We start from the raw sequence: 12,905 nt of genomic DNA, 5'->3' as shown, positions 1-12,905 counted from the left end.
TAGCGGCCAGATGCTCGGCCGAAGTGCCCGTCAAGGCCCATCGGGCTTCAACAGATCAGTCCAAGGTCGGTGACACGTCCCAAGACGAGTCACCGGTTCATGCCGCGGCGACAGGAGCACTTGCTACGGTGGACGCACATGGACAAACGGGGGCCTGATGACAAGTTTCCATGTCAAACCGGCGGACATGATCGTGTCCTCCGCCGGCTTCACCGACCTGCAGAACTCCGCCACCCAGCTGTACCGCAGCCTGGTCTTCTCCCTGGACGACGCGGCCGGCATGGCGGGCGACGACGACGCCGGCAAGAAGTTCGCCGCCAAGTACGACCCCGCCGCGCAAAAGCTCGTCGACGCGACGGCCCAGGTCATCGGCCAGCTCGGAGCGACCGCCAACGGCCTGTACACGATGGCGATCAGCTACCTCCAGACCGACGCCGACGTCGCCTCCGCGCTGATGTCCCCGCAGAACCTTCCCGAGTCCGCCAGCCCGGACTGCGACGAGCAAGTCGCCAAGGCCAAGCTCAACTCCGCAGCCGGGCACAACGACAGCGGAGCCGTCCACGAGATCATCAAACGGTTCTGGCCGCAGGGCGACCCCGCCAGGCTCCGCCAGGCCGCGAAGGACTGGAAGCACTTCGCCGAACTCGTCAGCCGCCTGGGAACCGAGGGCGACAAGCGCGTCCAGCGCGTCACCGCCTCCAGCACCTCCGGCGCCGTCACCTCCTTCTCGCAGAACTGGGCGAAGGTCCACGACGGCTGCGCGACGAGCGGCCCGCTGCTGAACAGCATGACGAACGCGGCCTACAAACTCGGGCAGGCCTGCGAGGCCTACGCGAAGTCGGTCGAAGACCTGCGGGACACGCTGGAGGACCTCGCGATCGCCGCCGGCCTCGTCGCCGGCGCCGGGATCCTCCTGACGGTCGTCACCCTCGGCGGCTCCGACGTGGCCGCTGTGGGCGGGGAGGCCGCGATCGCCGCCGAGGCCGGCACCGCGGCGGTGGCCATGGCCGCAGCGGTCGAGGGCAGCGCGGAACTCGCCGTGCTGGCCGAAGCGGCGGCCGTCGTCGACACGGCGGCCGCCAACCTCATCCCCGTCGGCGCAGCAGCTGTCACCGCCACCGCGGCCACGGCCGTCGTCCTGGCCGGCACGGCGGACGCCGCGGCGGCCCCCGGGCCCAAGCCCCCGCCGTTCACGGTCACCCCCGGGATGCCGCCACTGCCCCACGACCCGGCCAGCCCGTTCCCGCTGCTGCCCGCGCAGCAGCAGGCCGACATCCGGACCTGGATGACGCAGATGGAACAGGACGGCCGCACGTTCCAGGCCCTGGGGCCCTCCGTCAAGGGCGACCCGAAGATCGACGCACGCCGCTCCTACCAGGTGAGGGTCGCCGGGTCGACGGAGTACCGCCTGTACACGGCCGTGACCGACCCGGAGACGGGCCGGGAACTGGGCATGGACGCCGACGGTGTCCGTGCGGCGGACGGGGCGGCGATCGACGCGAAGTACATCGGCCAGCAGAAGAGCTGCAAGTCGCCGTTCCGGCTCGACAACGCCGACGGCGTCTTCGACTTCGTGTACGAGAACACGATGGACGGCGAGTCGAAGAAGCTGGAGAAGTACGCGTCCGCCCTCAAAGACCCACGCAACAAGGTCAACCACCTTGAACTGATCACGAACGACGCCAAGGCCTCTGCCTACTTCCAGGGGCTGATGACCGCCCAGGGCGTCACCGGACGCGTCCGCGTCGAACCCTGACCGGGCACCCCGACCGCCCCCGCGCACAGAAACGAGAACACCCCCGTGGGATCCACCTTCTACGTCAGCGCCGACCACGAACACGCCGGCCCGTGGACCTTCACCGGCGAACAGGTCAAGGACTGCGTCCGCAGGCACTGGCCGGACGCCACGGTCAGTGACGCCTTCGAGAACTTCCTGGAGATCCACGCCGAGACCGAGACCGGCCAGTGGACAGAGCTGTCGTACAACCTGCGGCACGGCGCGTTCTCCTTCGAGGACAGGGAACCGCACTCCGCGCCGCTGACCGTCATCTACACCGTGCTGCACGACCTCGCCCCCCAGACGCCCGTCGTGTGGTGGATCGACTACGACGCCGACCTCCAACCCCTCGACCTCGCCGGAGGCCGGGAAGCATTCATCGAGAGCTTCCCGGCATAGGCCTCTCCGAAGACCACGACGAAGGCCTTCTCGACCGGCCCGCGCCGACTTCATGCGCCAAAGCCAGGCACTCGGACGGCTCGCCAGCACCGGTCGAATTGGGGAGCGCCGACGTCAGCGGTCCCCACAGGGTGGTCTGATGTTCGATCATCTGGAGATCGGGGTGTGGCCGCCGGAACCCCGGTTCGCTGCCCAGATGCGGTTCCGGGTCGGCGGCGAGGACGTGGTCGCAGAGGCGGTTCGCGAAGGCGACCGCGGACCTTACGCGGCTGATGTGCTGCCAGTCGGCCACCCCAGCCCTCTTCGGGCGACCGACGAGGCTCGCCGGCTGGAACTGGGGGAACCGGAGTGCACCGGTGGCTGCTGTGGCTTCCTGACCGTGGTCGTGCAGCGGTTCGGGGAGATCGTGCAGTGGTCGGACTGGGAGATGCCGCGGGAGTCTCCGCTCGACCCCGATCCCTGCCCTCTGCCGGAGTTCCACTTTGACGCGAGTCAGTACGACGCCGAATTGGCTCGCGCTGAGGAGGACCGTTCGTGGCAGGGGCGACCGTAGCCCAGCACTGCGCAACCCAGCCCGGCCGAGGGCTCTTACCGGCCTCGCGTCCGGGGCAACGGGGACTCTCCAGCAAGCCCAGGTGCTGTCGTTCTCGTGAACAGAGCCACTGAACCTTCTTCAGAGGGTCGCCGTTTGTCTCGGCGGGGTTCATCAGCAGATTTGATGGATAGTCACATGTGGTAGCCAAGTGCGTCTATGCAGTGACCGCCTGCCCTGCCTCGAATGGAGACCTCCGTGATCCCCTCATCGCCGCTTGTTACGGACCGCATCTCACCTCCCGCTGGCTTCTTGACAAGCCCCCGTCCGACTCGCAGGCCGGGGCGTCGGTCGCGGTCGGCGTGGCGGTTCGGTGCACTGCTGGGGGCCGTGGGGCTGCTGCTGGGCGCAGCCGCGGTCCCGGCGGCGTCGGCCGCACCCGCCGCCCTTCGCGACTGCCCCGTCAAGTACCTGCCCGCCAACGCCTACAGCGTGCACAACGGGTACCAGTTCCAGGCCGACGGCGCGGGCCGTCCCCTGACGGCACTGGCCCCGTTCGGCACGCTGGTCGAGGAGGCGGCCGGCCGGGACAGCGCCTGCACCGCCCGCGTCGGCCACTACGCCGACCCGCTGCCCAACTACGACGGCGGTCACCTGATCGCAGACTCCCTCAACGGGCCCAGCATCAGGGAGAACCTCGTACCCATGCAGGGCCCGAAGGTCAACAGGAACGCGTACAGGTACTTCGAGATCGCGGTCACCCGCTGCCTGGCCCAGTACCACGCCGACGGTCTCCAGTACTCCATCACCGTGAGCTACCCCGCCGGGACCGACCCCGTCCCCCACACGATCACCCCCCTGCTGACCGTCAGGTCCCAGGGCGTCGACCACCCCGTCCGCCTCGATATCCCCAACACCGACCTGACCTCCGCCCAGGTGGCCGACCTGAAGCACAGCGTCGATACGCAGACGGCCGCTGCCGGCTGCCCGCACAAGTAACAACCACGCCCGGCCGGCTCCGGCCAGATGCGGGGCCGGCGCGGTTGCCACCTGGGGGCGTGCGCTGCTGAGCCGGTGTTCCGGGAGAAGAGGTGGGCTCGGCATCACGCTGTCGGCGACGTTGCAAGCCCTCCAGGGCTGATGACCACCGCGGCTGCAGCAGGCCGACCACCCGCTCCAGGTCGCGTTGCAAGCCCTCCAGGGCTGATGACCACCTCCAGCCTGGGCGGGGTCCTGGAAGTACTGCTGACGTTGCAAGCCCTCCAGGGCTGATGACCACCAGCGGACCAGGGCGGTGCCGGTCAGGCGGGCCAGAGTTGCAAGCCCTCCAGGGCTGATGACCACCCTCACCCGCGACAGCCGGCCGTCCTGGCAGGCCACGTTGCAAGCCCTCCAGGGCTGATGACCACGTGATCCTCACCGGCCACAAGATCCGGGAGGAGCGGTTGCAAGCCCTCCAGGGCTGATGACCACCCGCCGCGTACGCGTGGGACACGTCGTCAGCCCAGTCGTTGCAAGCCCTCCAGGGCTGATGACCACCTGCCGGAGCCTCCCCGGTGCCCGCCCAGACGAAGGCGTTGCAAGCCCTCCAGGGCTGATGACCACGACCCTGTACGGCGGGCCGCTGGACGGCGAGGAGATGTTGCAAGCCCTCCAGAACTGATGACCACCGGGGCGGAGTCCTCGCCCCCGAGTTCTCCTCGATGTTGCAAGCCCTCCAGGGCTGATGACCACTGGAGAAGTTGCGCCAGCGTGCGGAGAACGCCCGCGTTGCAAGCCCTCCAGGGCTGATGACCACCGTTGGGGCGGGCGCACCCGCGGCCGCCGTGACGAGTTGCAAGCCCTCCAGGGCTGATGACCACGCGGGAGCAGGCCGGGGCCCACGCCACGGCGGTGCGTTGCAAGCCCTCCAGGGCTGATGACCACGCGCGGTGCTCGGCCAGAACGGCGGCCAGCAGTGACCGTTGCAAGCCCTCCAGGGCTGATGACCACCTCCGACCCACCACCACCGGCTACCGGCTCGTCCGGTTGCAAGCCCTCCAGGGCTGATGACCACCCGAGGGTAAAGCACCAGGTCGCCGGGTGTACCGAGTGGCTGGGTGGTGGCTGTTCTGCAGCGACTGGCCGGTAGTGCATCGTCGCAGGTCAGGGCGTTTTACGGAGATCTTGTCCGTGATTGCAGACTGTTGTGGCGCCGGCCCGGTGTCGCGGGGGGTGTTGGTGCAGTCCGTGGCCTGTGTTGACCGGACTGCGATGACTGCAGTCAATCTCGAACTTGTAGCACATGCAGACAATTATCGGTGCAATTAGTGGGAAACCAGAGGATTTCTTTCCATGACCAACTACGCTTCGCCATCGATCCGTTGAGCGAACACGGTGATCATTTTGGACTCCTGGAGGGTGCGGTGCGGGTCAGGGTGGATGTCACACCGGATACGTCGAGCGTGCGGTGGGAGGACCTGCACGGGGCCGCGCGTGGTGTGGTGTATCAGCTGCTCAGTGGCCAGGACGAGGCTTTCGCTCAGGCGTTGCACGACGGCGGGTGGCAGGGGAAGTCGTTGAAGCCGGTGGGGGTGGCGGGGCCGCTGTTCGTGGGTGCGCCGCACCGCAAGGGCGTCTACACCACCTCGCCTGATGGGTCGGTGTGGTTCGGGTCGCCGGTCCCGGAGATCGCGTCGCTGCTGGTGCGCGCGCTGGCCTCGTGCGAGGAACTCTCCTGGGGAAAAACACGGTTGAGGGTGCGGGGGCTGGCGCTAGACGTGGACACCGTGGTGCCGGCGGGGGAGGGGCTGGTGGAGCTGGAGACGGTGACGCCGGTGGTGCTGAAGCACGAGAGCCGGAACCTGCTGCCGGGCGACGAGCATTACCTGGACCGGTTGCAGCACAACCTGGCGCACAAGGCGGATCTGCTGGGTCTGCCGGCGCCGCGTGGTGTACGGGTGCTGGAGGCGGGGCCGCGGCGGCGGTTCACCGTTCGAGGGGCGCCGCGGATCGGCGCGCGGGTGCGGGTCGCGATGGAGGCCGACGGCCGGTTCGCGAACGCGGTCCGTTCGTGGGGGCTGGGTCTGGACACGATCCAGGGGTTCGGATGGGTGAGGTGAGCGCGCTCGCCGTGACGGGCCATCCGCTGCAGCGGGCCGGGGCGTGGGCGGTGGCCGTCCTCGCCGGCCGCGACGACCCGGGCCGGGTGAGCGAGGCCGACCTGGAGGCCGTGTCGGCCGCCGTGGTGGCAGACGTGGTCGCGGCGGCCACCGCGCCCAAGGACACCAGCCGCTACGACTGGTGGAAGGTGCTCTTCGCGTTGTACCCGAACTCGAAGGCGACGCACAGCAAGCGGCCCTCCGACCCGAACGTGCTGCGGCCGGACATCGAAAGGCTCTTCGCCCCGGATGTCCCGGAGGCCGGCCGGACGCTGCCCTGCACGTTCTGCAACACCGGCACGACGGCCGTCTGGGCGAAGTCGAATCTCCCGCTGTTCGACACCAGCAAGGCCCTGAACACCCTGCCGCCCGGCGTCCCCGGCTGGCCGGTGTGCCGGGGATGCAGGACCACGATGTGGGCCCTGCCCTACGGCGCCTGGGTCACTGCCGGCTCGGCGACCGTGCTGTCCTGCGAGAACGAAACCGCGCAGCGGGACTTCGCCCGGCGCAACGTGCGGCGCGCCCGCCGCGTGATGCACGCCGGCTTCACCGGCATGCCGGCGACGGCCCGGCCCGAGACGGTGGTCCTTGCGGCCCTGCGGGACGCTACCGAGGGCCTGTGCGCGACCACGCTGTGGACCTTCAAGAACGACAACCAGGACCCCTGGCTGCGGGTCACCCGCACCCGCCGCGCCGTACCCGCCTTCCTGGCCACCGTGGACGGCAACGCGCCGCTGCGCCGCGGCTGGCATCTGCTCCGTCGTTCCCTGACCCGCTACGACGCCCAGGGCCGGATCGTCGCGGGTGGGGCGGGCGAGGCGGCGCGGCTGTTGTTCGAGGCCGAGGACGGCCGGAGCCGACCGCTGCTGGGACAGCTGCACCGCCTCCTCGCGGACACCGACGATGCCTGGAGCATCGGCGACCGGGAGGCGCTGGTCCGGCTCGCTTTCACCTATGCCGAGGAGGTCTTCGGAATGGAAACGGATCTGGAACCGGTGGCGACGCTGATCGCCGACTGGATCGAGCAGGGCACCAGCCCGCGCGGGCGGCTGGCGGAGTACCGCAACGCCGCGCTCAACGACTACAAGCTCGGCACGCTCCTGGTCCACGCCTACACGCGTCTTCAACTTGACGGCAGCAAGACGCCGTTGGCGGGACCGGAGCTGTGGAAGCCGCTGATTAGGCGCCAGCCGCGCGCGTGGGAGCAGCGGATGCTGCTGTTCGCGCAGGTGTCGGTGCTGCTGCAGCAGCGCGGCGTCCCGATCGGTGCCAAGGAGGCGGATCCGCAGCAGGAACGCGAGATCGAGGAACTCGCGGAGCGGCCGGCGTTCGCCGGTGACGGCGAGGACGAGTACGACGGCTACCACGACTACGAGATGGGACAGGCGTAAATGGCTTTCCTGGCAGGCATGATGGTGCTCTCGGTGAACGCGGGCGCACCGAACAACGGGCGGGGCGAGGAGACCATGTCCCGCGTGAAGTTCGCGCGGGTCAGGGGCCGCAAGCACCCTTACGTGTCCGCGCAGGCGGCGCGCCGCTGGATCCGGGAGACGATGGTCGAGCGCGGTTCGGTGCCGTCCCCGGTCACCCGGGTCGGCAAGGCCCAGGGCAAGGCCCAGAAGGCCAACACCCAGGCGGATCCCGTCCGTTACGCGGACGACGACCTGTTCGGCTACATGCGGACCGGCGCGAAGAAGGACGACGCGGCGACGACATTGCGTGACAGTCCGTTCATGCTCGGCACGCTGATGTCCGTGGAACCGGTCTTCCCGACCGAGGACTTCGGCGTGATGTCCCGCGGGGTGACCGAGCCCGTCCTGCACGGGCACGAGTTCTACACCGCCGACCTGGCGGCCCCATTCCTGCTGGACGTCCCGAGGATCGGCACCTTCACCCTGCCCGGGGCCGACGGCGTGGGCCGGCCCAACTACCTCACCCCGGAACAGGCTCTTCAGGTGGCCGAGGCCGCGGCCCTCGGTGCTTCCACCGTCCAGTTCCGTGACCAGCCGGCCGTGCGGCTGCCGCTGGAGGAGCGGCGCAGGCGTACGGCGCTGCTGCCGGAGGCGCTCGCGCATCTGAGCGGCGGAGCGAAGCAGGCCCTGCACTACGGCGACCGGGTTCCCTCGCTGATGGTCCTGGCCCCGTTCAAGGGCGGCATCAACCCGTTGGGCAACGTCATCGACGCCGACCCTGACACCGGGGTGCGGGTGCGCGGGGACGTGCTCGTCAAGGAACTCGAAGCGTGGACAGGGGAGTGGGAGAAGCCTGTGCGCATCGGATGGCGTCCGGGATTCCGAGACCAGGCGCGCGAGGACTTCGAGAAGCAGTGCGCGCGGGAGCTGGCGGACGGGACCATCGTCATCGACCACCCCCGCACGGTCCTGCTCCAGCTGGCGGCCGACCTGCGCGAGGGACGGCTGGACGGCTGGTTCGACGACCCGGCGCAGGCATGACGCCGACGCAGAACACGGCCCCACCGTCCGCGAGAGGGCCGGTCGAGGCCCTGCGGGCCACGTTCTACGCCCCTATCGCCTCGTTCAGGGACCCGCTGTTCCCCGGAATCACCCGCATCCTGCCGGTGCCGCCGCCCTCCACCGTCCGCGGAATGCTCGCCGCCGCCACCGGCGTACCCGCCGAACCCCTCGCCCTGGGAATGGCCGCGCGGGCGGACGGCCACGGCGTCGACACCGAGACCTACCACCCCATCGCCGCCGACGGCAGCAACCCCGCCACCGGCGGCAGGGTCCGGTCCGGGAAAGGAGGAACGACCGCCAAGGACCGCCCCTTCCTCGCCGGCGTCCACCTGACCCTGTGGATCCCCGAACCGGACGCCACCCGCCTCGCCCGGGCGCTGCGCCGCCCGCGCCACGGCCTGCGCCTGGGCCGCTCCCAGGACCTCGTCCACCTGACCGCGACCGACCGTGTGCTCCTCGAGCCCGCCGACCGGGCGGTCGTCGGCCACGCGCTCGCCCCGCTCGACGGGCACGACCTGCCCTCCGCCCACACCCACCGCCTCGCCGACACCGTCTCCACCGACCGCCTCACCACCACCTGGTCCGACTACCTGTGGTGCGACGAACCCACCACCACCGCGGCATCCGTACGTCACGCCTACCGCGAAGCACCCACCGACCCGGCCCTGCACGAGGACACCCAAGCCGTATGGCTCCTGACCCCCTGACCCCACCACGACGGCGCGCCCTCACCGACCTGCGCGCCAAGTCCCTGCCCCGCGACGACCCGGAACGCCTCACCACGCACCTGCGCACCGTCCACGACGCCGTGGCCCAGCTCGAGGCCCGCATCGCCACCGCCGGCATCATCGCCACCGAGCCCCTCTTCTGGGCCCAGGTGCGCGCCGCAGCCCTCCTGCACGACGCGGGAAAGATCGCCGAGAGCTTCCAACGACAGCTCGAACCCGGCGGCGAACCATGGGGAGAGCGTCACGAAGTCCTCTCCCTCGCCTACGTCGACCTCCTGGCCCCGGCCGCGGCGTGGAGCGCCCAGGAACGGCTGCTGATCGCCACCCTCGTCGCCGGCCACCACCGCCCGCTCCACGCCGCGTCCTCCCTCGGCGGCGGCAAGCCCGCCCTGGCGCGCCTCTACAACGCCGGCACCCGCTGGGACCAGGCGTTCGGCCGCCCGCCCGGCCTCGACAGCCGGCCGCAGGTGCCGCGCGGCCTGCACCAGGAACTCCTCGCCTGGCTGGCCGGCTTCCTCCAGACCGAACCGGTGCCGCCCGCGCCCGGCGACCCGACGACCGCCGACCGGGCCCGCCTCCTCCTCGACGAAGTCCTCACCACCTGGAGAGAACCCGTCAAAGCCCACACGGGCCTGCTCGCCGTCCTCGCCCAGGGCGCGCTCACCCTCGCCGACCACGCCGGCTCCGCCCACGTGGACCTGCAGACCCACATACCCCTGCCCCTCGACTACCTGACCCGGCTCCCGTACACCCCGCACCGCCACCAGCAGCAGGCTGCCGACACCACCGGGCACCTGGTCCTCATCGCCCCCACAGGCAGCGGCAAGACCGAAGCCGGACTCGCCTGGGCCGCCCGCCAGCTGGCGACCATGCCCGGGCTGCCCCGCCTCGTGTGGACCCTGCCCTACCGGGCCTCCCTCAATGCCGCCCGCAACCGCTTCGAACGCACCCTCCAACCGGCCGCCGGCCAGGAGCGGCCCGACATCGGACTCCTTCACGGAGCCCTCGCCCGCACCCTCCTCACCGAAGCCCTCGAAGACGACTGCTGCGGCCCCACCAAGGACGACGCCCGCAAAGCCCACGCCCGCGCCAACGCCATGCGCCTGTTCACCCAACGCCTGCGCGTCGCCACCCCCCACCAACTCCTCGGCGCCGCCATCGCCGGCCCCACCCACTCGTCCGTCCTCCTCGAACAGGCCAACTCCCTCTTCGTCCTCGACGAACTCCACGCCTACGACCCCGAGACCTTCGGCCGCCTGTGCGCCGCCATGCGCCTGTGGGAACAACTCGGCAGCAGCATCGCCGTCCTGTCCGCCACCCTCGCCCCGCCCCTGCTCGCCATCATCGACGACAGCCTCCACCAGCCCGTCACCCGCCACCGCGCCGCACCCGGCACCGCCCCCATCCGCCACCACCTCGTCGTCGACGACCTGCCCCTCACCGACCCCGACAGCCTCGACCGCCTCGAAACATGGCTCGCCGAGGGCCACAGCGTCCTGGTCGTCACCAACACCGTCGCCACCGCTCAGAACCTGTTCACCGCACTCGCCGACCACGCCCGCCACACACGGCCCGACGACCCCGATGCGGCGCTGCTGCTCCACTCCCGCTTCAAGAACCGGGACCGCGACACCATCGAGACCCGCCTCCTGGCCCGCCACCCCGAACGCCGGCCCGGCGAACCGCGCCACCGCGGCGGCCTCGTCGTCGCCACCCAGACGGTCGAAGTCTCCCTGCAACTCGACTTCGACCGCGGCGCGGTCGACAACGCCCCCATCGAGGCCGTCGCCCAGCGCGCCGGACGCGTCAACCGCCGAGGCCTGCACCCCGACGGCGCCGTCGAGTTCCGCGTCCACCGCACCGACAGCCACCGCCCCTACGACCCCGGAGCCGTCGACGCCGCCTGGTCCGCCCTCACCACCCTGACCGCCGAAGGCATCACCACCCTCAGCGAACACGACATCGACCGCCTCCTCCAGCTCGCCTACGACACCGACTGGGGCCACGACTGGGAGACCAGGGCCCGGCAGGCCCGCGACGGCTTCACCACCGAGTTCCTCACCTTCACCGACCCCTTCCACGACCGCACCGAACACGCCAAGACCCTCGGCGAACGCTTCGACACCGTCGAAGTCCTCCACCACGATGACAAAGACGAATACCGCCGCCTCGCCGTCGGCAAGAACGCCGACCCCCTCCTCGCCGCCGGCCTGCTCATCCCCCTGCGCTACGGCCAACTGAAGACCTACAACGCCACCTTCGACCGCGCCCTCGGCATCCACCTCATCGACGGCCAGTACGACCCCGTCCTGGGCCTTCGCCCACCCGCCGAGCCGGAGACCATCCTGTGAAACCCATCCCCACGAATCCACTCGACGACGATCAAGGTCTCGGCGGAGTCCACATCAAGTACCTCCGCCACTGCCCACGCCAACTCTGGCTCTACACCCGCGGCTACCGCCCCGAAGGCCGCAGCGACCTCGTCGCCTTCGGCGAGGTCGTCAACGAGACCACCTTCGCCCGCCGCCGGGACGTCGACCTCGGCGAAGCCCGCATCGACTGGGTCACCGCCGGCGCCGTCATCCACGAAACCAAGTCCTCCCGCAGCCCCTCACCCGCCCACGACGCCCAAGTCCGCCACTACTGCCTGCTCCTCGAACGCAGAGGCGTCAACGTCCGCGGCGGCACCATCCACTACCCCCTCATCCGCCGCACCACCGACATCCCCTGGAACGAGCAGGCACGGGAAGAGGCCGAGACCGCCGAGGACGAAGCCCGCGCCGTCATCGCCTCCACCACACCCCCCGACCGCCAGACCCGCACCGCCTGCCGCGGCTGCTCCTACCTCGACTACTGCTGGGGAACCTGATGCCCGCCGTCGGCCGCACCTACTGGCTCACCGAACCCTGCCGCATCCGCCGCGAAGACAACAGCATCCGCATCGAACGCCCCGACGGCAGCCCCGTCCACATCCCCATCACCGACATCCGCGACCTCGTCACCTTCGACCACGTCGACCTCAACACCTCCGCCCTCTCCCTCCTCAGCCGCCACGGCGTCACCGTCCACGTCCTCGACCACTACGGCAACCACGCCGGACACTTCGCACCCGCCGAAGCCATGTCCTCCGCCACCGTCGTCCGCCGACAAGTGGAGACCACCGCAGACCCGGAGCAACGCCTCCCCATCGCCCGCTCCCTCCTCCTCGCCACCGCCGAGAACCTCCGCTGGTCCCTCGACACCGACCTCCTCGACCCCGCCCTCGAAACCCTGCGCACCGCCCTGCCCGACTGCCAGGACACCAACGACCTCATGGGACAGGAAGGCAACTTCCGCCGCACCGCCTGGGCCGTCCTCGACACCCAACTCCCCGCCTGGCTCCGCCTCAACGGACGTACTCGCCGGCCACCCACCAACGCCGGCAACGCCTTCATCAGCTACCTCAACGCCATCCTTTACGCACGCGTCCTTACCGCCCTGCGCTCCACCCCGCTCCACCCCGCGATCGGATTCCTCCACGCCGACACCGACCGCCGCCGCAACACCCTCGCCCTCGACCTCGCCGAACCCTTCAAACCACTCTTCGCCGAACGCCTGCTGCGACGGGCCGCAAGCCAGAAACACCTCAAGCCCAGCGACTTCGAGACGGAGGTCGGCCGCGCCGCACTCAGCAAGGACGGGCGGAAGAAGATCGCCGCTCTCGTGCGGGAGGAACTGGCGACGACGGTGTCCCACCGGACGTTGAAGCGTAAGGTCAGCTACGAGGAGCTCATCCACCTCGAGGCACTCAAGGTGGTCCGGCTGTGCCTGGAGGGCGCGCCGTACAAGCCCTTCCGGCCCTGGTGGTAGCCGCCC

At 70.2% G+C, this 12,905-nt stretch carries 11 protein-coding genes and 1 CRISPR repeat array; all 11 genes read left to right on the top strand.

The genetic code is table 11. The features are described 5' to 3' along the window. The first annotated feature begins 187 nt into the window (after positions 1-187). The 11 genes from AB0P03_RS13750 (at position 188) to cas1b (ending at position 12,899) form a co-directional block, all read left to right on the top strand. A complete protein-coding gene (locus tag AB0P03_RS13750) occupies positions 188-1,756 on the top strand; it encodes a restriction endonuclease fold toxin-2 domain-containing protein (protein ID WP_363628935.1) in 1,569 nt (522 codons plus the stop codon). Positions 1,757-1,801: 45 nt separating this feature from the next. Then, positions 1,802-2,176, top strand: a complete 375-nt coding sequence (locus AB0P03_RS13745) for a hypothetical protein (RefSeq protein ID WP_363628933.1) — start codon at positions 1,802-1,804, stop codon at positions 2,174-2,176. Between the two features lie 139 nt (positions 2,177-2,315). Beyond that, positions 2,316-2,729 carry a hypothetical protein gene (locus tag AB0P03_RS13740; protein WP_363628931.1) on the top strand — a complete coding sequence of 138 codons (414 nt, stop codon included), beginning with the start codon at positions 2,316-2,318 and terminating at the stop codon, positions 2,727-2,729. 369 nt (positions 2,730-3,098) lie between these two features. After that, positions 3,099-3,707, top strand: coding sequence for a DNA/RNA non-specific endonuclease (locus AB0P03_RS13735; RefSeq protein ID WP_363628929.1), 609 nt, complete (start codon positions 3,099-3,101; stop codon positions 3,705-3,707). Positions 3,708-3,827: 120 nt separating this feature from the next. Then, positions 3,828-4,764: direct repeats of the CRISPR family, unit length 29 nt; unit sequence GTTGCAAGCCCTCCAGGGCTGATGACCAC. A 253-nt stretch (positions 4,765-5,017) separates the two neighbouring features. Then, positions 5,018-5,809 carry a CRISPR-associated endoribonuclease Cas6 gene (gene cas6, locus AB0P03_RS13730; protein ID WP_363628928.1) on the top strand — a complete coding sequence of 264 codons (792 nt, stop codon included), beginning with the start codon at positions 5,018-5,020 and terminating at the stop codon, positions 5,807-5,809. Further along, positions 5,797-7,239, top strand: a complete 1,443-nt coding sequence (locus tag AB0P03_RS13725) for a hypothetical protein (RefSeq protein WP_363628927.1) — start codon at positions 5,797-5,799, stop codon at positions 7,237-7,239. The genes cas6 and AB0P03_RS13725 overlap by 13 nt, the downstream gene beginning before the upstream one ends. After that, positions 7,240-8,301 (top strand): type I-B CRISPR-associated protein Cas7/Cst2/DevR, encoded by a 1,062-nt coding sequence (gene cas7i / locus AB0P03_RS13720; RefSeq protein ID WP_363628925.1) that lies wholly within the window; start codon positions 7,240-7,242, stop codon positions 8,299-8,301. Then, positions 8,298-9,029, top strand: coding sequence for a CRISPR-associated protein Cas5 (locus AB0P03_RS13715; protein WP_363628924.1), 732 nt, complete (start codon positions 8,298-8,300; stop codon positions 9,027-9,029). Before cas7i ends, AB0P03_RS13715 begins: the two co-directional genes overlap by 4 nt. After that, entirely contained in the window at positions 9,011-11,401 is a 2,391-nt protein-coding gene (gene cas3 / locus AB0P03_RS13710; protein ID WP_363628922.1) for a CRISPR-associated helicase Cas3', read from the top strand. Before AB0P03_RS13715 ends, cas3 begins: the two co-directional genes overlap by 19 nt. Beyond that, positions 11,398-11,919, top strand: coding sequence for a CRISPR-associated protein Cas4 (locus AB0P03_RS13705; protein ID WP_363628921.1), 522 nt, complete (start codon positions 11,398-11,400; stop codon positions 11,917-11,919). Before cas3 ends, AB0P03_RS13705 begins: the two co-directional genes overlap by 4 nt. Continuing rightward, positions 11,919-12,899, top strand: coding sequence for a type I-B CRISPR-associated endonuclease Cas1b (gene cas1b, locus AB0P03_RS13700; RefSeq protein WP_363628919.1), 981 nt, complete (start codon positions 11,919-11,921; stop codon positions 12,897-12,899). Before AB0P03_RS13705 ends, cas1b begins: the two co-directional genes overlap by 1 nt. Positions 12,900-12,905: the final 6 nt, after the last annotated feature.

Origin of the sequence: Kitasatospora sp. NPDC088779 (assembly GCF_040685395.1) — a bacterium.
GTDB lineage: Bacteria > Actinomycetota > Actinomycetes > Streptomycetales > Streptomycetaceae > Kitasatospora.
Note: the sequence above shows the minus strand (reverse complement) of the source record. Positions and strands in the feature narration are given on the sequence as shown.